A 22,630-nucleotide genomic window follows, 5' to 3' on the forward strand; every position below is an offset into this window, starting at 1 on the left:
CACCGTCCGGTGTTCCATGTCCTGGTGCTCGCCTCCGGGTTTGTGGCTGGTGGCCTGCTCACTCAAGTCGCGCGTCGATTCTTGCCGGCCGGGGCGGTGAAGGAGTTTCTGACGACCGGCGTTACGCCGGCGATCGGCCCTCTTCCCATCGACCTGATTATATTGAAGTTTGCTGTTGGACCTGTCGCCCTGGATGTCTCGCTCTTGAGCCTCCTGGGAGTATTGATCGCCTACCTGATCGCGCGGTCCCTCTTCTAGGAGTTTCCTATGGGTTTACAGAATTTCGGTTTCATGGAGATCATGATCATCCTCGTGATCGTGCTACTCCTGTTCGGAGCCAAGCGCATTCCCGAGATCGCAGGATCGTTCGGCAAGGGTATCAACGAGTTCAAGCGAAATCTGAGTGATGCGCAGCGTCAGATCACCGAGCCGGCCCCGCGCAATGATCGCGTAGGCGGCGGGACCGCTGAGCAGACCACGGCCGAAGAAGAGCGCCCGGAGCCGAAGCGCTTGCTCAACTAATATCGGTTTGCTCCACGTGACAAAAAGCCCCCGCGATGCCTAAGCATCGCGGGGGCTTCGTGTGTGCGGAGTCTGCGATCAGACGCCGGACTGGCGACGCAACGCGGACATCACGGTGGGCCGCTTGTCGACGACCGTTACGCTCTCGCGCAAGTTGGTGAGGAACTCGTCCACGCGCTGCTGACGTAGCGACTGCAGAAGCTGCTGGCGCTGCGTCGTCTTGTCGGCTTCGAACGCCGGCCGGCTCGCATCGGTGCGACTGTCGACGCGAAGAACGACCATGCCATCGACGGCCTTGAACGGGCCGCCAACCTGACCAACCGGCACAGTGAACGAGGCCCCGATGGCGGGCTCGAACTGGCCGATACCGGCCACGGCGTCGATGCGCGCGAAGGCCGGTGACTTCTCAACCTGCAAGCTGCGCTGCGCTGCCGCCGCTTCCAGCGTCGACGTTCGCGCGGCGGCCGCGATCTGCTCGGCGATCGGCCGGAGCTTCTCGATACGCTTGTCCTTGGCGAGGCGACGACGAATGTCTTCCTTGACGTCCGAGAGTGGCTGCTGGCCGCCCTGCGTCAACGAATCGACCCGCGCTAAATAGTAGGCCTCGGGCGAGTCGAACAGATCGCTCGTTTCACCGGCCCGCACGCCGGAGAACGCCCACGCACTGACGCTCGGCACGTAGCGGCCGGCGTAGGAGAGAGGCTCCTTCTCGAACACGACCACAGAGGCTGGCGACAGGCCAAGTGCCTTGGCGGCGGCGTCGAACGTCTTGGGATCTTCCTGGCTGCCGGCCTTACTGGCCAGCGAGTCGGCCCGGCGATCCGTGCGCGTTGCGCTGGAATCACTCTGGCCGATCGACACGAGAATGTGGCGCACGTCGAGCGTATCCCCCGACTTCGAATCAACGCGGATCAGATGCCAGCCGAACGGTGTGAGCACGGGCGCCGACAGCTCGCCCGGCTTGAGGCTGTACATGGCCGATTCGAACTGCGCGGCAAAGCGGCCACGGCCACCCTTGCCGAGCGAACCACCGTTGGCGCCAGATACACTATCGGTCGACTCACGCTTGGCGACGTCTTCGAACTTCGCACCGCCGACAATCTCGGCACGCAGCGTCTCGATGCGCGCCTTGGCGGCGGCCGAGTCGGCGGCAGTGACCGTACGCGGCACGGTCAGCAGAGAGACGACAGCGCGGCCGGGACGGGTGAAGCGCTTCTTGTTCCGATCGAAGAACTGCGAGATCTCCGCGTCTGTGACAGTGACGGCCGTATCGGTGAGGGCATTCTGGCCGACGAGCACGTAACTGACCTGTGCGCTGTCGTGACGGTCACGGTAGATCTGCCATAGGCGCTCGTCAGACACGTAGGCGTCCGAGGCGATCTGGTCGAACAGCTTCTGCTTCGGGATCTCGTTGCGGTAGTACGCCTCGAGACCGGCGAGCATGCCCGACTGCCGCGCCATCGGGCTGGCGAGCAAACGCTGGTACTTCGAGAGGTCAAAACGCCCGTCCGTTTGCAGATCCGGAGACTGCATGGCCTGCGGCGGTGGAGCGAGTCGTGCCGCTTCGAGGATTTCGTCGTCAGTAACCGTGATGCCGCGACGCTTGTATTCCTGTTGGAGCAGCAGCTCCGTCACCAGTTCGTCGTACGCACGGTCTTCGAGCGTCTTACGCTCGTCGAGCGTGAGTCCCCGGCCGAGCTGCTGTTGCTGCTGCTGCTCGAGGGAATTCACGGCATTCTGCCACGACGTCAGCAGGATCTCTTCGCCGTTCACCGTCGCAATGGCGGTGGTGGTCGTCACGGGCGAGCGGCCTGCGAGACCCGAGGTCTCGTACAAAAGGAAACTGCCGACGAAAGCCACGATCAGCACGATCCAGATGTATTTCGCGGCGCTCCGCATCGATTGCAGCACGGGGCGAGACTCCTTGGGGCGGAAAAGCTGGACAAACAGAAAGGCACACGCACCTCCATGGGAGAGGCGTATGCCGCAGAGTCTTTCAAGCTAGCCGCCGCGAGTCGCGAATAGCAAGACAAGCGGAGACGATGTACCACATCACCACGAATGACTTCCCGGAACGGCCACCGCTAATAAGTTGTTGCGTGGGGCCTGTCACACAGACGGAACGGGCGCCTCGCATCGGGCCGGGAAACATCACTACGAGGGCACTGGACGGATGAGCACTGCTGCCCGGATCGACGAGCTCCGGAAAAAGTTCGAGGAAAACCCGCGTCGCTACTTCGCCCCCTTGGCGAACGAGCTGCGGAAAGCAGGAAATCTGTCGGAGGCAATTGCCCTCTGCCGGGAATTCCTGCCAAAGCAGCCCGAGCACATGAGCGGGTACATCGTGTTTGGCCAGGCACTGTACGAATCGGGCGATCTGTCCGAGGCGCGTACGGTGTTCGAGCAAGCGCTTGCCCTCGACCCGGAAAATCTGAAGGCCCTCCGCCACCTGGGCGATATCGCCAAGTGGGAAGGGGACACCGCTGGCGCGCGCCGCTGGTACGAGCGCGTGCTGGAAGCGGACCCGCGGAACGACGACATCGCGGCGCAACTGGCGACGCTCGCGACGCCGGTGCACGTGGTGCGGGCCGTGCCGGAGCCCGAGCCGGCGGTCCCGCCGGTCTCGGCGTTCTTCGCGCCTCCCGCCGCGTCGTCGCCCGCATTCACGCCGGCGTTCTCCATGGCGCCCATCGGGCTGGGAGCGATTCCGACGCCTGATGCCGCGCTACGTGCCGTCGACTTCGACGAGATCAACGCCCGACTCCGTGAGCCCGACATGCCGCCGCCGGAGGCCGCCAGGGCGCCCGAGCCGTCGGCTGATTCGTCGGCAGACGTCGCCGCCGTACGCGAGCCGGAGCTCCTCGATCTCGACGCGATCGAAGCTGCCGGGGGAGATGTCGAACCGGATGTCGCCGCTGAGACAGAACCGGAGGCGGTCACACAGGATGTTGTCGCATCGGACTTAGCGCTTGCAACAGAGACGGTCGACGAAACGGCGAGTGACGACCCGTTCGGCTTCAGCGACGTGTCCTCCGCCGAGGTCCCGTTCGAGGAAGGGTTGATCGCGCCGGAATGGCCAGATACCTCGGAGCTGGTCGCTCGCATCGCCACGCCGCGCAGCGTGACGCCGTCGTTCGTCGCGGCGCTCACACCGGAAGCAGTCGCCGCTTTCGGCGCTGAGCCCGGTGAGTCGATGCGGATCCGCGCGCTCGATGAGGACGCACTCCTGGCTGATATCGACGCGCAGTTCGGCCAATACGACGCGCAGGCGACCGCCGACTCGGTCGTGATCGAGGGCGCCGGCGAACTCCCCTCCGAAGCGAATACGCTTCCCGAAGACGCGGGGATCGTCGACCTCGACAGCGACGTGAGCGAGGTAGAGTCGCACGACGAGATCGCAGAGACGCTCAACGCGATGGACGCGGTTGAGGTCGAGGCGGAGGCGGAGGCCGAGGTCGAGGCCGAAGAGGTGACGGAGGTCGAAGAGGCGACGGAGGTCGAGACACGAACTCTCGTTCAGGCCGAAGAGACGGGCGCGAACGACGCGAACGACGCGAACGACGCGATCGATGATGCGGAGCCGGAGTGGATCGTTGCGACGGCACCCGCGCCGACGCACGCGGATGCGGATGAACTGCCGTGGCTCGCGCCGGCGCCGGAGCCCGAAGCGGTGGCCGTCGAGGACGTCGCGGTGCCAGAGGTTGGGGCCGAATCCGTCGCAGTCTTCTCCGACGCCGACGCCGCCGACGCAGATGCGGAGTCGGATTCGGTCGAGGCGAGTTTTGCCGACGTGATGCCGGAGGAAAGCAATCCAGCGTTCGTCACCGAAACGATGGGCGAGTTGCTCGTCTCGCAGGGCTTCACGGCGCGCGCCGTGTCGGTGTACGAAGAACTGGTGCGTCGCCGTCCCTACGACCCGGTGCTCACGTCGCGCCTGGCCGAGCTCCAGGAGCGCCTCGCTGCCGACGTTGTCCCCGCGGCTCCCGCGTTTGTCACACCCGCGGCGCCGATGGCCTCGTTTGCCACGCCGGCGATGGGGACGCCCGCGTTCGTCGCGAGCCTGACGCCGCAGTTCCTCACGCCGCTGTCGATCACGCCGATCTCGGCCACCCCGATTTCGTCGCCGGCATACGACGCCTCGGTGTTTGCCGAGGAGTCGATCGAGCGCGTCACGGCACGTGAACGCTTTGCGCGGCTGGCGTCACGCCGCGTTCCGCGGCGTACGCCGCCGCGCGCTTCGGTCGCCGTCGAAACGCCGGCCGACGGACTGGCGTCGTTGTTCGGCGGTGACGCTCCGCTACACGACGATCTCGCAGCGCGCGCCTTGGCCGACGCCTTCGCTCCGATCGACGAGATCAGCCACTTTGGTGGCGAACTCCCCTTCGAAGAAGCCATGCTCGGCGGCACCGCGCGCATGGCGACACCGCTGCGCTCAGCGACGCCGATCGCCACGGCGGCGGTGCCAGATGCTGGTGGACCGTTCTCCTTTGATCGGTTTTTCCCGGATCCAGCCACCTCGCCGACACTACACACACCCGCGCCGTCGCCCAGTCAGCCGTCGACCCGTGAGCCAACACCAGACACACCATCGCCGAAGGTGAGCGACGATCTCGCGCAATTCTCGGCGTGGCTGAAAGGATTGGGGAATACGTGATCATCGGGATTCTGAACGGACCGAATCTCAACCTGTTGGGCACGCGAGAGCCGCACATCTACGGCTCCGCCACACTCGACGATATCAACGCCGGGCTCGCGCAGGTCGCCGCGGAGCTCGGCGTCGAGTTACAAACCGCGCAGTCGAATGTCGAAGGCACCATGATCGATATCCTGCACGCGTGGCGCGGCGCGGTGCAGGGCGTGGTCGTCAATGCTGGTGCGTACACACATACCAGTCTCGCGCTGCGCGATGCGTTCACGGCGACGTCGATCCCCTTCGTGGAGATTCATCTGTCCAACGTGTATGCACGTGAGCCCGAGCGGCATCACAGCATGCTCGCCAGTGCCGCGATCGGCAGCGTGACGGGACTCGGTGCCGAGGGGTACGAGTTCGCGCTGCGCGGGCTGGTGTCCGCCCTGCGTCGGAACGCGTGAGCGCCGCGGCGGTCGCGAGTCCGATCGATAACCGACCGGCGCGGCTCACGGCCCTGCGCGACGCCTTGGCCCGGGCCGATCTCGACGCGCTGTTGGTCACGTCGCTGGCGAATATCCGCTACGTCACGGGCTTTTCCGGCAGCAACGCGCTGCTGGTTCTCACGGCCAAGGACTGCGTTCTGCTCACCGACTTCCGGTACGCCACGCAGGTCGAGGAAGAGATCGGATCGGCCGCGAGTGTGCGCATCGAGAGCACCAACCTGTGGACCGGGCTTTGGGCGCAGCTCGGGACCATGGCGAGCGTCGAGCGGGTTGGCTTCGAATCCATGCACCTCCTGCATCGGGATTTTGCCCGACTCTTGGAGCAGGGAGCGCGTTGGTCTTGGCGGCCGACGACTGATGTGGTCGAAACACTTCGCGCCGTGAAGGATGCGGGCGAACTGGCGCTTATCGAACGCGCCGTCGCGATGGCGGAAACTGCACTGCGGCACACGGTCCCGCTCTTACGCCCTGGGATCAGCGAAACGGCAGTGGCGGGCATTCTCGAGCGCCACCTCCGGGAGGCAGGGAGCGAGGCCTTTCCGTTTCCGAGCATCGTCGCGTCTGGGCCCCGTTCGGCATTGCCGCACGCCCGCGCCGGCGATCGCCAGCTCGAAACGGGGGATTTCGTGCTGATTGACTTCGGGGCCGTCACCGCCGGCTACTGCTCCGATATTACGCGCACCTTCGTGCTCGGCCGTGCCTCGGACGAGCAACGAGAGGTCTACGACATCGTGCGCGAGGCGAATGTGCGCGCTTCGGGCGCGCTTCGGGTCGGCATGACGGGGATGGCTGCAGATGCGGTCGCGAGAGACTACATTGACGCTCGCGGATTTGGTGAGGCGTTCGGACATTCGCTCGGTCATGGGATCGGGCTGGAAGTGCACGAAGCGCCTCGCTTGGCCCGCGTCGTCGAGTCTCCCCTCGCTGCCGGAACGGTGGTGACGATCGAACCCGGGATCTATCGGGCGGGCTGGGGTGGGGTGAGAATCGAGGATGACGTGTTCTTGTCAGCATTAGGTCCGAGGGTCCTAACTGGATTCCCGAGAGACCTGCACGAACTCTCCTGATGTCTGTACGTTCGGCGCCTTCCGCGCCGATGATCCCCTTTGACTCTCCCGCCATGATCGACCTGCGCTACGTGAAGAAGCTGATCGAGATGCTCGACGGCTCCACCGTGGATTCCATCGAGATCTCCTCCGACAAGGGGATGAAGCTCCGAATCTCGAAGAGCTCCCAGCAGCGCGTTGCGGCCATGACGGTCGCGCCTCAGATGGCCGCTCCCGTCGCCATGACCCCGGTGTTGCCCGCCGGTGGTTCGGAGCGTCCTGCCGGAGAGGGTGTGGCGGCGGCGCCGAAGGCCGAGGCACCGAAGGTTGCACTCCTCGAGATCAAGTCGCCGATGGTGGGCACGTATTATTCTGCCCCCGAGCCCGGTGCGAAGCCGTACGTCAACGTCGGCGATCGCATCAGCAAGGGTCAGATTGTGTGCATCATCGAAGCGATGAAGATCATGAATGAGCTCGAGTCCGAGTTCGACGGCGTGGTGCGCGAAGTGAACGTCACCGATTCCAACGCGGTTGAATACGGACAAGTGCTCTACCGCCTCGATCCGACCGGCTGAGACGCGATGACATGACGATGGTCTCCGGTGCCGCTCCAGTAACCGTCACCTCGACGGCGCCTGGCTCGGGCCTTGATCTGAAGGCCGCACTGCAGCGCATGGTGCGTGAGGGCGCGTCCGACTTGCACCTCAAAGTCGGACGGCCCCCCACGCTGCGATTGCACTCGGACCTCGTCCCGTTGGATATGCCGCCGATGCGGCCGGAAGAACTCCGGTCGCTCGCCGAGCACCTGCTCCCGCCCGCACAGCTCCGTGAGTTCGTGGAGATGCGCGAGTCGGACTTCGCGATCAATGTCCCGGGCATCGGACGTTTCCGCGTAAACGTGTATCAGCAGAAGGGCACCGTCGCCTTCGCCATGCGTGCCATTGCGCACGCCGCGGCGTCGATCCGCGACCTGAACCTGCCGCCCGTACTCGAGCAGTTGGCGCTCAAGCCGCGCGGACTGGTGCTGGTGACGGGTGTGACCGGGTCGGGCAAGAGCACGGCCCTGGCGGCGATGGTGCACCATATCAACGAACGCCGCAGCGCGAACATCATCACGATCGAGGATCCGATCGAGTTCGTGCATCGCGACGTGCAGAGCCACATCAACCAGCGTGAAGTGGGAACGGACACCGCGTCCTTCTCTCAGGCACTGCGTCGTGTGCTGCGTCAGGACCCCGACGTCATCATGATCGGCGAAATCCGAGATCTCGAGACGCTCGACGTCGCGCTCAAGGCGGCTGGTACCGGTCACCTCGTCTTCTCGACGCTGCACACCACCGATGCGACGCTCACGATCAATCGCATCCTGTCGTTCTATCCGCCGCACCAGCAGAACGAGGTGCGCTTCGCGCTCGCCAACGCGCTGTCGTCGGTCATCTCGCTGCGCCTTGTGCCTCGGGCCGATCGTCCGGGTCGTGTGCCCGCCTGCGAAGTCTTGGTGAACACCGAGGCGGTCCGCGACCAGATTCGCGACCTGTCTGCCACGCTGAATATTCCCGACCTGATCAAGGAAGGGAGCATGGCGTACGGCATGCAGAGCTTCGACCAGTCGCTCATGAACTGGTACTCGCGCGGGGTGATCTCATACGAGAACGCGCTCTTCTATGCGACTAACCCCGCGGAGTTCGCGCTCCGTATCCAGGGGGTCGATGGAACCAGCGATACGAACTGGGACGGATTCCGGCAGGGCAGCGCCGCCACCTGATTGGTGGCCGCGGGACTGGCGGCAGGGCTTTGACCCTGCCACCATACGGCATGTTCAAAAAGGTCCTGATCGCCAACCGCGGTGAGATCGCTCTCCGCGTCATTCGCGCTTGCCGTGAACTCGATGTTCAGACGGTCGCCGTGTACTCCGAGGCTGACCGCGAGTCGCTGCATGTGCGCTTCGCCGACGATGATGTCTGTATCGGACCCGCACCGGGTCGCGATTCCTACCTCAAGATCCCGCGACTGATCGCGGCCGCCGAAATCACCGGCGCCGACGCGATCCACCCCGGCTACGGCTTTCTCGCCGAGAATGCGGAGTTTGCCGAGACCTGTCGCGCCTCCGGCATCGCCTTCATTGGGCCCACACCGGAGCAGATCCGCGTCATGGGCGATAAGGCCTCTGCTCGTCGGGCCATGGCCGAGTGCGGTGTGCCGATCGTGCCCGGATCGCCGGGACCGGTCGATGATCCCGAGGAGGCGCTGGAATTCGCCCGTGGTATCGGCTTCCCCGTCATTATCAAAGCGGCGGCCGGCGGCGGTGGTAAGGGCATGCGTGTCGCCCGGGATCCCGATGATTTCCTGCGGTCATTCCAACTTGCCCGCTCTGAAGCGCTCTCCGCGTTCGGCAACGGCGACGTGTATGTCGAGAAGTTCCTCGAGCGTCCGCGGCATGTCGAATTTCAGGTGATGGGCGATATGCACGGCAACGTCATTCACCTGGGCGAACGCGATTGCTCGGTGCAGCGCCGGCACCAGAAGCTGATTGAGGAAGCGCCGTGTCCCGTGATGACGCCGGAACTGCGCGAGCGGATGGGTGAAGCGGCGGTGCGTGGTGCGAAGGCGATCAACTATGTCGGCGCCGGCACTGTGGAGATGCTGCTCGACGAAGACGGCTCGTTCTTCTTCATGGAGATGAACACGCGCATTCAGGTCGAGCATCCCGTGACCGAAATGCTGACGGGTGTCGACCTCGTGAAGGAGCAGATTCGCGTGGCGTCGGGACTTCCCCTCTCGGTGCTGGAGACGCCCGCGTTTCGTGGTCACGTGATCGAGTGCCGCGTCAATGCCGAGGATCCTGCCCGCAATTTTCAGCCGTCGCCCGGCAAGCTGGAAGTCTTCCATCAGCCTGGTGGACCTGGTGTGCGCGTCGATACGCATGCGTACGCCGGCTACACCGTGCCGCCGTACTACGATTCGATGATCGCCAAGCTCATCGTGCAGGGCAATACGCGCGAAGAGGCGCTCAAGCGCATGCAGATCGCGCTCGAGAGCTTCGTGATCGAAGGGGTGAAGACCACCATGCCGTTCCTCGCCCGCGTGATGCAGCATCCTGCCTTCAAGGACGGCAAGGTGCACACCAAGTGGCTCGAGTTGGAAGGGACCGATCTGCTCAAGGAACCGACATAGTGCGCATCGATGTGCTGCTCGGCGAAGCGCAAGTTGCGCCCGCCGATGTGGCGGATCGTGTCGTCGTGGTGATTGACGTGCTACGCGCGGCAACCACGGTGGCCGCCGCGCTCGACGCAGGCGCGCGCGCCGTGATCCCGTTCGAGACCGTCGACGAGACCGCCTCGCGAGCGAAGGCTTACGCGCGCGGCGAGGTTCAGCTGGCGGGTGAGCGACGCATGATGAAGATCGATGGCTTCGACCTGGGCAATTCTCCTGCCGAGTACACACCGGCATCGGTCGAAGGGCGGACGATTCTATATACGACGACCAACGGCACTTTGGCGTTGGCCGCATCGCACGGGGCGCGCGCGTGCTACTTTGCCGCCTTCGTGAATGTGACGGCGACCGTCGCCTCCGTGCGGGCCGCGATCGAACAGGGCGGGGACGTCACCATCATCTGCGCCGGCCATGAGCGGCACGTCGCACTCGAGGACGTCGTCTGCGCCGGACGGCTGGTGCGCGGCATTAGCGCTGGTCTCGAGAGCGTCACGCGCGGCGATGGTGCGCGCGTGGCCGAGATGGCGGAGCGGCCGTTCCAAGGAGGAGTGGCGTCGGTGGCGCTGGAAGCCGGACACGCGAGGTCGTTGGTTGCCGCCGGCTTTGAGCGCGATGTGGACATGTGCCTGACGCTCGATCGCTATGATCGGTCGGTGCGATACCAGGATCGACAGCTTCAGCTCGAGCCCGCGACTCGCACGGACCACTGAGCATGGAACCCGCTGTGCTGCGTCGGGAGCTTTCGGCGATCGCGCTGACGTTGCTCGCGGTATTCCTCACCGGCGCACTGATCTTCAATGCCCCCGATGCCGGACAGTTGTGCCTCGAGGCCACCGGCGTCTTTGGACCCGCGGGTACCTGGGCGCGCTGTGCGCTGGTGAGCACCGTCGGCATTCCCGGAGCGGCGATCGTCGCCATGGGGTGCTTGGTGGTCGCGCTCACGCTCTTTGGACGGATTGCGCGTGCCGACGATGCGAGCGACTGGGGCGTGCTCTTCGCAGGCACCGTGACGTTGGTGCCGGTGGCGATAGGGCTCGCGCTCGGCGGCGAACCGTCGGCCTCGGATGCTTCCGGACTCTGGGGGAGCTTCGCCGCGCACTATCTGCGCAAAGGACTCGGCTCGGCTGGGGCTTGGGTGTTCTTTCTGTTGGCCACGAGTGCCCTCACCGTAGCGACCCTACGTTGGAATCCGATTCGCCTACTGCTCGGCCCCGGACGGAGCGTGCATGAGGCGGGCGGCGAGGCTGAGACGAGCGACCGGACGGCTGTTACTGGCCGCAAGCGCCGAACGCTGGCGCAGCAGCTCGAACCGGAACCAGAGGAGCTGCCGGCAATCGATCCAGTGTTGGCGCGTGATGTCCTCGCGCTCGACAAGCCGGACGCGCGGTACGCGCCGCCGGAGTCCGTCCGCGACAGCGCGAAAGCGAAGAAGGCCGCGAAAGAATCGACGCGTCCAGCCGCCGCCGTGGAAGCGGCACTCGACGCGTCATCGGAACCGTCGCCCTTTAGCGATGACTTGCCGCCCACGGATCTGCTGACCGCTGCGCCGGCCCGCAATGCCGACGCCGGCAAACGCGAGCTCGATTTAGCGGGCGAAAAGCTGATGTCGACGCTTCGCACGTTCAAGGTCGACGGCGAATTGGTCGGGCGGACGACGGGACCGACCGTGACGCAATTCGAAATCGAGCCGGCTCCCGGCGTGAAAGTGCGACAGATCGCCGCGTTGGCCGATGACCTGGCGTTGGCGATGCGGGCGCCGAGCATTCGCATCGTCGCGCCCATTCCGGGGCGTGGTGCGGTTGGTGTCGAGGTGCCCAACCCGACGCCGGAAATGGTGGTGCTGCGCGAGGTGCTGGAGTCGACCGAGTTCCGCCAGATGCGCGCCGCTCTGCCGATCGCACTCGGAAAGGACCTCGAGGGGCGTGCCGTGATCGCCGACTTGGCGAAGATGCCGCACCTGCTGATCGCCGGCGCTACGGGTTCCGGAAAATCGGTCTGTGTGAACACGATCATTACGAGCCTTGCGTACCGCCACACGCCGCGCACGCTGCGCTTCCTGATGGTCGATCCCAAAATGGTCGAACTCAGCGTGTACAACACGTTACCGCACTTGCGACACAAGGTGATCACCGACAATCGCGATGCGGCGTCGGTGTTGAAGTGGGCCGTGATGGAGATGCAGGACCGCTACCGATTGCTCGAAGCGAATGCGTGTCGCAACCTGCAGGAGTTCAATCGTCGCGTGCAGCAGCACGCTGATGGCGAAGGGGCACCGGTGCAGAAGCCGCGCAACCTCGAGGTGGCCTTCGAGGATCGCACGTATACCGGCGGCGTACTGCCGTACATCGTCGTCGTGATCGACGAAATGGCCGACCTGATGATGACGGTGCAGGGCGAAGTCGAAACGCCGATCGCGATGCTCGCGCAGAAGGCGCGCGCGATCGGGATTCACCTGATTCTGGCCACGCAGCGACCCAGCGTCAACGTGATTACCGGCCTGATCAAGGCGAATTTTCCGTGCCGGATTGCATTTCGTGTGGCGTCGCAGGTGGACAGTCGGACGATCATCGATGGCGCGGGGGCCGAAGCGCTGCTCGGCAACGGCGACATGCTGTTCATCCCGCCGGGCAAGTCAGAACCCGCGCGACTGCAGGGCGCATATCTCTCCAGTGAGGATACGGAACGACTGCTCAAATGGTACGAGGATGCCCGCGCCCGTCATGACGCTGGCGAAGGCATCACGGCGGAACCGGATATTCTGGAAACCGTGCGTGCCCTCGAAGCGAAGGGTGATGGCGGCGACGATGACGATGGCGACCGCACCTCAGACGACCGGGATGCGCGCTTTCGTGAAGCCGCGGAAGTGGTGATCCAGCATCGCCAAGGATCTACCTCGCTGTTGCAGCGGCGGCTGAAAATCGGATACGGACGTGCCGCCCGTATCATCGATCAGTTGGAAGCGGCCGGCGTACTCGCGCCGTCCGAAGGCGCGGCGCGTCCACGTGACGTGCTGGTGGGTGTACAGGATTTAGACCGCATCTGCGGCTCCTGACTCCTGCAGATTCTCTGTTGACTCTCGTCACGGCGTATTGACGGCGTGCAACAGTCCGGCGAACATAGATACGGCTTGTCCCTCCTCTTCCCGCTCTCCTTCCCGCGGGCCGCCGGACCTCGACGTTTTTCCTCCCTCCCGAGGTGTTAGATGTTTCTTCTCCGCGTTCGACAAGTACTTACTTCGACCCTGCTCGCGCTCGGCGCGCTGCCCGTGGTCGCCGCTGGGCTGGCGGCCCAATCCGGTACGATTACCGGCAAGGTGACCAACGCCGAGAGCGGCCGTCCGATCGAGAACGCGACGATCAAGGCCGCCGTTGCTGGAGGCATGTCGTATGGTGCCGTTAGCGGCGCCGATGGCGCGTTCCGGATCGTGAATCTTCCCGACGGCTCCTACACCGTGAGCGTGTCGGCCATCGGTTTTGCGCCGAAAACCTCATCCAGTGTGCGGCCCGGTGCGGTGCTGACGATTGCGATGACCGCGCGCACGACCACACTCGATCAGACCGTGGTTACGGCGAGTCGCAGTCGTCCGGAAAAAGTGCTCGATGCGCCGGCACAGATCTCCGTCGTTTCGAGCGAGCAGATCGCCGAACGGCCGGTCGTGACCGTAACGGATCACCTGCGTTCGAGCCCCGGCGTCGATGTGAGCCGCGGTGGTCTCGCTCAGTCGAACGTCGTCGCACGCGGCTTCAATAACGCGTTCAGCGGCAGCATGCTGATGCTGCAGGACTATCGCTTCGCCGGCGTGCCGTCGTTGCGCGTCAACGTTCCGTTCCTGTTCACCGGCACCAACGAAGACATCGACCGGATGGAGATCCTGCTCGGACCGGCGTCGGCCCTCTACGGACCGAACAGCTCGAACGGCGTGCTCCACATCATCACCAAGTCCCCGTTTGCGTCGCAGGGCACCACGATCAGTGTGGATGGCGGCGAGCGCTCCATCATTCGTACCGGCCTGCGTCACGCCGGCAAGCTGAATGAGAAGGCGGCATACAAGGTCTCGGGTGAGTACATGCAGGGTAAGGATTGGGAGTACAACGATCTGAAGGAACCCAAGATCTTCAGCACGTCGTTGGTGGTGCCCGAGTCGCGCCGCGGCAAGGCGAGCCAGCGTGACTTCGATCTCCAGCGCTTCACGGGCGAGGCACGGCTCGATCTGCGCCCGCGTGAGGGCATGGAAGCCATCACGACGCTCGGCTACACGAAGATCGGCAGCGGTCTCGAACTCACCGGCACGAACGGCACGGCGCAGATCAAGAACTGGTCGTACACGAATCTTCAGCAGCGTTTCCGCTGGAATCGTCTCTTCGCTCAGGCTTTCATCAACGCCAGCGACGCCGGCAATGAGAACGCGCTCGACGACAAGGGCACGTTTCTGCTCGGCTCTGGTCAGCCGATCGTCGACAAGTCCCGCGTCGTCGCCACGCAGCTTCAGCATGGCTTCGAAATGGGCAAGAAGCAGAGCTTCACCTATGGACTCGATTACATCTGGACGAATCCGCAGACCGGCAACACCACGAACGGCGTAAACGAGGACGTCGACAACGTCACCGAGTACGGCGCGTATCTCCAGTCCTCGACGAAGCCGACCGAGAAGATCGAACTGCTGCTCGCGGCCCGTGGTGATGCGAACAACGTGATCGAAGGACAGTTCTTCTCACCGCGTGCGGCGCTGATCTTCCGCCCCACGCCGAATCAGAATCTCCGCTTCACGTATAACCGCGCGTTCTCGACGCCGGCGAACTTCTCGTTCTTCCTCGATCTGCTCGCCGCGCCCAACGTCGGTGGCTCGGGCTTCGACGTGCGTGCCCGTGGCAATCCACCGAAGGAAGGCTTCCAGTTCCGTCGCGACTGCACCAGCAGTGCGGTTTCGGGTCTGTGCATGAAGTCGCGTCTCGCCGGCGGTGGTCAGTTCGTCGGTGCCAACGCGGCGGCTGCGTTCGGCCCGCTCATCGGTGCCAACGCCGGCGCGCTCAATCCGAGCGTCACGGCTGGCATTCAGGGCGCGCTGCAGCAGGCCGGTTTCCCGGCGGCAACCGCCGCGGCGCTGGCTCCGGGACTCGCCACGGGTCTCATCCAGCACCTCGCGACCCGCGCGCCGACGTCCGCCGAGCTGAGCACGCGACTTTCGATCATCGGTACGTCGACGCCGCTGCAGGCGGCGCAGGTGGCCGACATCGATCCGCTGCGGGCCTCGTTCAACAACACGTTCGAAGTGGGCTACAAGGGTCGCATCGGCAGCCGCGTCGGCTTCGACATGTCGTTCTGGGGGCAGGAGCGTGGGGACGTCGGCACGGCGTCGGCGATCGCCACGCCGAACGTCTTCTTCGGCGACACGACCCAGCTCAAGGGCTACATCTCGGGTCAGACGACGTCGTATTTGACGACGGCGCTGCAGCAGGCGGCCGGTTTGCCGGTGGGTAATGCCACGGCGCTGGCGACCGGCATCGGCGCGGCCCTCGGACCGAGCCTCGGCCGCAGCTTTGCTCCCGCGCCGTTGGGCGTCGTGACCTTCGACAACGCCACGAGCACGAGCACGGATCTCTATCTCACGTACTCCAGCGTCGGCAAGTCGATCTGGGTGCGCGGACTCGACCTCGCGACCGACATCTCGGCAACCGATCGCGTGACGGTGGACCTGTCCTACAGCTGGCAGAGCCAGAACATCTTCCGCAGCGTCCCGGGTGGAAACAACCTGCCGCTGATGTCGAACTCGCCGAACTCCCGTGGTTCGCTCGGCATGCGGTATCGGAACGATGAGAACGGCCTGGGCTTCGAGCTCCGCACGCGCTACAACGAAGCGTACCCCGTGAACTCGAGCTACTACACCACGAACTTCGCATTCCCGATCGCTGCCGGTCAGCCCGGCGCCGTGGCGAATGCGTCGGGTGGTGCCAATCGTTGCAGCCCGGCGCCTGCCGGAACGTTCTGCTACGAGAATGTGCCGGAGGCGCTCACGGTCGACGCGCAGGTGTCCAAGCGCTTCGACCTCGGCAGCCAGAAGCTCATGTGGTCGCTCAATGCACAGAACATGTTCGACAATCGCATGCGCACGTTCCCCGGCGTGCCGGAGACGGGCCGGTTGATCATGACGCGTCTGCAGTACTCCTTCTGATCCGGCGGTGCACCGGGCGGGCAACATGCCCGGTGCACGACGGAGACGGCACGGAGTTGACGAGGGGGCGGTGCACACGGTGCGCCGCCCCCTCGTGCATTCGCGCTATCTTGCAGCATGATCCTGCTCGACCTGAACGCCCGGCCGGTGATCGGACATCGCGGCAATCGCGCGCACGCGCCAGAGAACACCCTCGAGTCGTTGCGGGAGGCAGTGGCACTTGGCGTCGATGCCGTCGAGTTCGATGTGCAGGTCTCGAGCGATGGGGTCTTGCTGCTCATGCACGACCTGACCATCGACCGGACTACCAGTGGGCGTGGAGCCGTCGCCAGCCAGACGTACGCAACCCTCCGTGCACATGACGCCGGAGCGCGTTTCACGACGGACGGTGGTCGCACCTTTCCGTGGCGTCATCGCGGCGTGGTGATTCCCTCGTTCGACGAAGTGGTCGAGTCGTTGCCGAGCACGCTGCCGCTGATCGTGGAGCTGAAGACGCCGGCCGCGTCGGCGGCGCTGCTCGCCGCCATCATCCGACATCGCATCCAGCAGCGCGTGATCGTGGCCGGCTTCGAATCCGCCAGTACCCAGCCGCTGCGCGGGCAAGGCTTCGCCCTTGGTGCAAGTACACCTGACGTGGCGCGACTGCTGCTGCCGTCGCTGCTGCGTCGTTCTATTCCATCACCGTGGTATCAGGCGCTGTGCATTCCGCCGACCTACAACGGCTTCCCGTTGCCGATCGAAGCGATCACGCGAGCCGTGCGCAGCGCGCGCGTGGTCACGCACATCTGGACCGTGAACGCGCCAGAGAAGGCGGTGCAACTCTGGTCCCAGGGCGCGCAGGGAATCATCAGCGACGATCCCGCGGCCATTCTCGCCGCGCGCACACGCGCCGCGTTCGTTTGAGCTCGCCGGCGCACTTCTGGTGACACACGATGTGGGCGGTCACCGTAACGTGCGCCCATGACGAAACAACGACAGGCGCTCGGGCTGTTGGGTGAACGCATCGCGGCGCGGTGGATGCGGCGCGATGGATGGGAGTTCGTCGCTCATCGTTTCCGCAGCGGGCATCGCGATATCGACCTGATCATGCGACGCGGAAACGACATTGCGTTCGTGGAAGTGAAGGCGAGGCGCGGGGAGGCGTTCGGACAGCCGGTCGAGGCGGTGCACTTCCGGAAACGCCGGGAACTCGGCCGCAGCGCCCGCGTTTGGGTGGATCGACACGGTACTCCGGAGCTGACGTATCGCTTCGACGTGGTCGGAATCCTTATTTCCGGTCAGAATGTCCGAGTTCAGCACGTGGAGAATGCGTTTCTACTGCCCTGAAATCAGACAGTGCAGGGGAGTTGTCCACATGGAAGGTTCTTCGTATTTTATTCGGGTCTTGGCCCTGCTCGCGTTCCCGGTAGATTCTCGCGAGCCAGGGCATGGCGGCTTCACCACTCACGACGGCGGTATCTATGGCGGGCACAGTGATGTCAGACGACAAGCGCAAGGCCCTGGCGCTCGCAGTCGCACAGATCGAAAAGAGCTGCGGCAAGGGTTCGATCATGCGCCTCGGTACCGATTCGAAAGTGCGTGTCGAATCGATTCCGACTGGCGCCATCAATCTCGATGCGGCGATCGGCGTGGGCGGCATTCCGCGCGGCCGCGTCACCGAGATCTACGGACCGGAATCCAGCGGTAAGACCACGCTCTGCTTGCACGTGGTGGCGAACGCGCAGAAGCTGGGCGGCGTGGCGGCCTTCATCGACGCGGAGCACGCGCTCGACACCGAGTACGCCAAGAAGCTCGGCGTCGATGTCGAGAACATGCTGATCTCCCAGCCCGACACCGGTGAGCAGGCGCTCGAGATCTGTGAAATCCTCGTGCGCTCCGGTGCCGTCGACGTCATCGTGATCGACTCCGTCGCCGCGCTGGTGCCGAAAGCGGAAATCGAAGGCGACATGGGCGACTCCCACGTCGGTCTGCAGGCGCGCTTGATGAGTCAGGCGCTGCGAAAGCTGACAGGCGCGATCGCGCGCTCGAAGACCTCGGTGATCTTCATCAACCAGCTGCGCGAAAAGATCGGTGTGATGTTCGGTAATCCGGAGACGACGACCGGTGGAAAGGCGCTCAAGTTCTACGCTTCGGTGCGCCTCGACATCCGTCGCATCGGACCCGTCAAGGACAAGGAAGAGGTGATCGGCTCGCATGTCCGCGTGAAGGTCGTTAAGAACAAAGTCGCGCCGCCGTTCAAGCAGGCCGAATTCGACATCATGTACGCGGAAGGCATCAGTCACACGTCACTGCTCGTCGACATCGGCTCAGAGGCCGGCATCATCGACAAGGCTGGCGCTTGGTACAGCTACGGCACGCAGCGCATCGGGCAGGGCCGTGAAAACGCGAAGATGTTCCTCAAGGACAACCCAGTGCTCATGGCCGAGATCGAAGAGAAGGTCAAGGTGTTGCTTGGCGTGAAGGCGGCCGAAGCACCTGGCGCGCCTGAAGAGACCGAGGAGTAGTACGCGGTATCTGCCGCATGTGTGAACGAAAAGAGGGCCGAGGGGTGGCTTGCGATGTGAAGTGGTGCCCGGATCACCACGGCTCATTGTGAGTAGCCCCTCGGCTCTTTTCGTACCCGCTCCTGAGCCAGGGACCGGGCCCGGCACCGTCAAGACGGTGCTGGAATCGTCGCGTCGGCCGGGACGATTCGTCCTCACGCTCGCCGACGGACGCATCTTCACGGTGGCGATCGGCGCGCTGACCGAGACCGGCGCCACGCGTTCCGGCGTAGAACTCGATGCCGAGGCGGTGGCCTACCTTGTCCGAGAGTCGGCTATCACGGACCTGAGCGATCGCGCCGTGGGTGCGCTCGCCCGTGGTCGGAAAACGCGCCGCGAGCTCGAAATTCGTCTCCGGCGGGTGCAGCCGGATGCCGCGCTGATCGCCGAGGCGCTCGACCGCCTGACCGCCATCGGCGTACTGTCCGACGAAGACGTCGCGCACGCGGAGGCGGCCGCTCGGCTCCGACGCGGCGAGGCTCCAGCCAAAGTGCGGCAGGTGCTTCGGCGCAAAGGCGTCGAAGGGCGAACGGTAAACGACGCCGTGACCGCAGCCATCAGTGAAGACGGCTTCGATGAGCTGGCGGCGTGCCGCGCGCTAGCGGAGAAGCGAGTGCGCGCCCTCGGTTCCAAGGAGCCGGCGGTCCTTCGACGACGTCTGGTCGCGTTTCTGCAGCGCCGCGGCTTTGGCGGCAGCGTGATCGGACAGGTGCTGCGCGAGGTGCTCGGACGGCAATCTGAAATCGAGAGCGAGTAGACCCCGCACATTGCACGCGCTGTCGTCTATATTTGCACGCCTATGCTTGCGTCCGAAATCCGCTCCCGATTCCTGGCCTACTTCGAGAAGAACGGCCACGCCATCCGCCCGAGCTCCGCGCTCGTTCCGGCCGATGATCCCACCCTGCTATTCACGAACGCAGGGATGGTCCAATTCAAGAAGGTGTTTCTCGGCATGGAGGACGCCCCCGATGGTAATCGGCGAGCGACCACGTCGCAGAAGTGCGTTCGGGCCGGAGGCAAGCACAACGACCTCGAACAGGTCGGGCATACGGCGCGCCACCACACGTTCTTCGAGATGCTCGGCAACTTCTCGTTCGGCGATTACTTCAAGCGCGATGCGATCCGCTTCGCCTGGGAGTTCATCACCGAAGACCTGAAGATCCCGCGTGAGCACCTGCGGGTGACCGTCTTCCACGAAGACGACGAAGCGCGGCAGCTGTGGAAGGACGTCGCCAACGTGCCGGACAACCGCATCTACGGGCTCGGGGCGAAGGATAACTTCTGGCAGATGGCCGACACCGGTCCCTGCGGTCCGTGCACCGAGATCTACGTCGATCTTGCCCACATGGCCCCCGATTGGGCGTTCCCCAAGGACGCGCACGGCGAGTGGACGAACACGGAGATTCAGGACTACTCGCTCGACGCCTTCGTGGAGGGTGCGGAAGCCGGTCGTTTCCTGGAAATCTGGAACCTGGTTTTCATGCAGTTCGACCGGCAGCAGGACGGAACGATGGTGCCGCTCCCCAAGCCGTCCGTCGATACCGGCGCCGGGCTGGAGCGCATCGCCGCCGTCATGCAGGGCGTGACAAACAATTTTCACACCGATCTTTTCCGCCCGCTGATCGCAAAGGTCGAGGAGATCGTCGGCATCGGCTACCCGTATCGTCCGGGGGTCGGCCTTGGTTCGGCGGTCGGAAAGGACGGCCGTGAGATCGATCCGGCGTCGTTCCGCGTGATCGCCGACCATGCGCGTGCGACCGCGTTCCTGTTGGCCGACGGTGTGTTCCCCAGCAACGAAGGCCGCGGTTACGTGCTGCGTCGCATTCTGCGCCGCGCCGTACGTCACGCCTGGCTGCTCGGTCGTCGCGAGCCGACGCTGGTGCATGTCGTCGATGTGGTAATTGAGACCATGCGCGACCTGTATCCCGAGCTGCATGTGCGTCGCAAGCACATCCTCGAGACTACGCGCGCCGAAGAGGAGCGTTTCCTCACCACGATCGACGCGGGCATGACGCGCTTCGAAGAGCTGGCGCCGGCGGCATCGACGCAAGGCTCGACGACCATGCGTGGTACGTTGTCCGGTGAAGACGCGTTCCGGCTGTACGACACCTTCGGCTTTCCGATCGACCTCACCGAGCTCATGGCTCGTGAGCGCGGCTATCTGGTGGACATCGCTGGGTTCGAGCAGTCTCTCTCCGCGCAGCGTAAGCAGTCGCAGGACGAGCGGAAGTCGCGGCAGATCACCGTGAGCGCCGATGATTTCGGCGATCCGACGCAGTGGACGCACGATCAGCAGCATGCGGCCAAGCTTGGCCGCTTCGTCGGGTACGACGTGACCGAGGCCGAGACCGTGGTCACGGCTGTGCGCGCACTGCCGGACGGACGCGTGGCGGTCATGCTACGCGAGACCCCGTTCTACGCGGAGTCGGGCGGGCAGGTATCGGATCACGGCACCATCACCGGTGCTGGCTGGTCGGTGAGCGTCTCCGAGGTGAAGAAGCTCGACGGACGTATCGCCGCCATCGGCACGGCCACCGGTGAGATCACGTTTGGTCCGGCGCACGCCGTGGTGCCGCGCGAGCGTCGTCACGACACCGAGCGCAATCATACGGCGACGCACCTGCTGCACGCGGCGCTGCGACATGTGCTCGGTGAGCATGTGCACCAGGCTGGCTCGCTCGTGTCTCCCGATCGTTTGCGCTTCGACTTTACGCACCACGGTCCGCTCACGCACGATCAGCTGGTTGCCATCGAGGCCCAGGTGAACGCTGGCGTATGGACTGCCGCGCCCGTCAACACGCGCGAGTCCGCGTACGCGGATGCCGTCGCGCAGGGCGCGATGGCGCTGTTCGGCGAGAAGTACGGCGACGTGGTGCGCGTGGTGGAGATTCCGGCGTTGTCCGTCGAGTTGTGCGGCGGCACGCATGTGAAGAACACGGCCGAGATCGGCCTGGTGCGCATTGTGTCGGAAGGCGGCGTGGCGGCTGGTGTTCGTCGAATCGAGGCCGTGACCGGACCGCGGGCGTTTCAGTTCCTCGCCGATCGCGAGCGCGCCCTGGTGCAGGTGGCGACGCGCCTCAAGGTGCCGATGGCCGGTACGGCCACCAACATCGAGCAGATCGAGAAGAAGATCGACGCGCTGATCGACGAACGGAAGCAGCTCGAGAAGCGTCTCGATGAAGCGATGCGTGGCGGCGCGTCCGGCGGAGGTGTTGCGCAACAACTGGCGGCGCAGGCCACCGAAGTGCACGGTGTCCGTTTCATCGCCACACGTGTTGAGGTCGTCGACGTGAAGGCACTCCAGGCGCTCGGCGATTCGCTCCGCGAGGCACTCGGTAGCGGTGTCGCGGTGTTGGGCGCCGTGTTGGCCGACGGAAAGGGGGCATTGCTCGCCGTATCCACTGACGACGCGCGCGATCGTGGGCTGCGGGCCGATATCGTCGTGCGTGAGGTGGCGGCGACCGTCGGAGGGCGTGGCGGTGGGAAGCCGCACATGGCCCAGGCTGGTGTCGAGGCCGACAAGCTGGACGCGGCGATCGCCGCCGCTGCAGAGATCTTCGCTCGCCTGGCAGCCGCCGGGTGAGCGCGACGAACGGCACGGTGAGCACCACGGACACGAGCGTGACTACGGTTGGCGGCTGGTTTGATGGCCTGACACCGGCGCCCCCAGAAGGGCTCCGCGTTCGGCTCTCCGCGTTGCTGGAACCGTTCGCGCATCTGCCGGTGCAGCAGGTACCGGAGGCGTGCCTCGACGCGGGCGAGCGATTGCTCGACGCCTTGCTCGCGTCTGGGTCGACATCACGAACGACCGCGCTCGACCTGCTCGCGGTCGATTCGCTGGTGACCTACGCCTTCCAAGCGGCCGCCGACGAACCAGCGCTGATGGATGCTCGTGCCGCTCGCGCACTCGCCAGAATCGCGGCGCTCCCCGGATCGTTGGGCGCCTGAGCCGCCGCCCGCGAGCGATGTTCGCCGCATCGCCGCGCCACGTCAGCAGGAGGGAC

At 64.8% G+C, this 22,630-nt stretch carries 18 protein-coding genes; 17 read left to right on the plus strand and 1 reads right to left on the minus strand.

Annotation, left to right across the window (positions count from 1 at the left end):
* Positions 1-9 precede the first annotated feature (9 nt).
* Together HKW67_RS04680 and HKW67_RS04685 are read left to right on the plus strand one after the other, a co-directional pair.
* Positions 10-258, plus strand: coding sequence for a DUF4321 domain-containing protein (locus HKW67_RS04680; protein WP_171224286.1), 249 nt, complete (start codon positions 10-12; stop codon positions 256-258).
* A 9-nt stretch (positions 259-267) separates the two neighbouring features.
* Positions 268-522 (plus strand): Sec-independent protein translocase subunit TatA/TatB, encoded by a 255-nt coding sequence (locus HKW67_RS04685; RefSeq protein WP_171224287.1) that lies wholly within the window; start codon positions 268-270, stop codon positions 520-522.
* Positions 523-600: 78 nt separating this feature from the next.
* Here the strand turns inward: HKW67_RS04685 and HKW67_RS04690 are convergent, their stop codons facing one another.
* Positions 601-2,433: a peptidyl-prolyl cis-trans isomerase gene (locus HKW67_RS04690; RefSeq protein ID WP_171224288.1), complete on the minus strand. Its 1,833-nt coding sequence runs from the start codon at positions 2,431-2,433 to the stop codon at positions 601-603.
* A 262-nt stretch (positions 2,434-2,695) separates the two neighbouring features.
* Here HKW67_RS04690 and HKW67_RS04695 point away from each other — a divergent pair, with 262 nt between their 5' ends.
* The 15 genes from HKW67_RS04695 to HKW67_RS04765 all read left to right on the plus strand — a co-directional run bounded on the left by HKW67_RS04695 (position 2,696) and on the right by HKW67_RS04765 (position 22,574).
* A complete protein-coding gene (locus tag HKW67_RS04695) occupies positions 2,696-5,176 on the plus strand; it encodes a tetratricopeptide repeat protein (RefSeq protein WP_171224289.1) in 2,481 nt (826 codons plus the stop codon).
* On the plus strand, positions 5,149-5,613 hold the full coding sequence (gene aroQ / locus HKW67_RS04700) for a type II 3-dehydroquinate dehydratase (RefSeq protein WP_230981120.1): 465 nt from the start codon (positions 5,149-5,151) through the stop codon (positions 5,611-5,613). Before HKW67_RS04695 ends, aroQ begins: the two co-directional genes overlap by 28 nt.
* Positions 5,610-6,722, plus strand: a complete 1,113-nt coding sequence (locus HKW67_RS04705; RefSeq protein WP_171224290.1) for a M24 family metallopeptidase — start codon at positions 5,610-5,612, stop codon at positions 6,720-6,722. The genes aroQ and HKW67_RS04705 overlap by 4 nt, the downstream gene beginning before the upstream one ends.
* Before the next feature lie 53 nt (positions 6,723-6,775).
* The gene (gene accB / locus HKW67_RS04710) at positions 6,776-7,276 is read left to right on the plus strand and encodes an acetyl-CoA carboxylase biotin carboxyl carrier protein (protein ID WP_206044604.1); all 501 of its coding nucleotides are present in this window, start codon (positions 6,776-6,778) and stop codon (positions 7,274-7,276) included.
* Between the two features lie 11 nt (positions 7,277-7,287).
* Positions 7,288-8,466 (plus strand): type IV pilus twitching motility protein PilT, encoded by a 1,179-nt coding sequence (locus tag HKW67_RS04715; protein ID WP_171224292.1) that lies wholly within the window; start codon positions 7,288-7,290, stop codon positions 8,464-8,466.
* 50 nt (positions 8,467-8,516) lie between these two features.
* On the plus strand, positions 8,517-9,875 hold the full coding sequence (gene accC, locus HKW67_RS04720) for an acetyl-CoA carboxylase biotin carboxylase subunit (RefSeq protein WP_171224293.1): 1,359 nt from the start codon (positions 8,517-8,519) through the stop codon (positions 9,873-9,875).
* On the plus strand, positions 9,875-10,624 hold the full coding sequence (locus tag HKW67_RS04725) for a 2-phosphosulfolactate phosphatase (protein ID WP_171224294.1): 750 nt from the start codon (positions 9,875-9,877) through the stop codon (positions 10,622-10,624). Before accC ends, HKW67_RS04725 begins: the two co-directional genes overlap by 1 nt.
* 2 nt (positions 10,625-10,626) lie before the next feature.
* The gene (locus HKW67_RS04730; RefSeq protein WP_171224295.1) at positions 10,627-12,966 is read left to right on the plus strand and encodes an FtsK/SpoIIIE family DNA translocase; all 2,340 of its coding nucleotides are present in this window, start codon (positions 10,627-10,629) and stop codon (positions 12,964-12,966) included.
* A 150-nt stretch (positions 12,967-13,116) separates the two neighbouring features.
* The gene (locus HKW67_RS04735; RefSeq protein ID WP_171224296.1) at positions 13,117-16,083 is read left to right on the plus strand and encodes a TonB-dependent receptor; all 2,967 of its coding nucleotides are present in this window, start codon (positions 13,117-13,119) and stop codon (positions 16,081-16,083) included.
* A gap of 117 nt (positions 16,084-16,200) precedes the next feature.
* Positions 16,201-16,986: a glycerophosphodiester phosphodiesterase family protein gene (locus HKW67_RS04740; protein WP_171224297.1), complete on the plus strand. Its 786-nt coding sequence runs from the start codon at positions 16,201-16,203 to the stop codon at positions 16,984-16,986.
* A 57-nt stretch (positions 16,987-17,043) separates the two neighbouring features.
* Positions 17,044-17,409 carry a YraN family protein gene (locus HKW67_RS04745; RefSeq protein WP_171224298.1) on the plus strand — a complete coding sequence of 122 codons (366 nt, stop codon included), beginning with the start codon at positions 17,044-17,046 and terminating at the stop codon, positions 17,407-17,409.
* Positions 17,410-17,510: 101 nt separating this feature from the next.
* On the plus strand, positions 17,511-18,587 hold the full coding sequence (gene recA / locus HKW67_RS04750; protein ID WP_330998924.1) for a recombinase RecA: 1,077 nt from the start codon (positions 17,511-17,513) through the stop codon (positions 18,585-18,587).
* Between the two features lie 157 nt (positions 18,588-18,744).
* Positions 18,745-19,383: a regulatory protein RecX gene (locus tag HKW67_RS04755; protein WP_171224299.1), complete on the plus strand. Its 639-nt coding sequence runs from the start codon at positions 18,745-18,747 to the stop codon at positions 19,381-19,383.
* 42 nt (positions 19,384-19,425) lie between these two features.
* Entirely contained in the window at positions 19,426-22,209 is a 2,784-nt protein-coding gene (gene alaS / locus HKW67_RS04760) for an alanine--tRNA ligase (protein WP_171224300.1), read from the plus strand.
* On the plus strand, positions 22,206-22,574 hold the full coding sequence (locus tag HKW67_RS04765) for a hypothetical protein (RefSeq protein WP_171224301.1): 369 nt from the start codon (positions 22,206-22,208) through the stop codon (positions 22,572-22,574). The genes alaS and HKW67_RS04765 overlap by 4 nt, the downstream gene beginning before the upstream one ends.
* Positions 22,575-22,630: the final 56 nt, after the last annotated feature.

The organism is Gemmatimonas groenlandica, from assembly GCF_013004105.1.
GTDB lineage: Bacteria > Gemmatimonadota > Gemmatimonadetes > Gemmatimonadales > Gemmatimonadaceae > Gemmatimonas > Gemmatimonas groenlandica.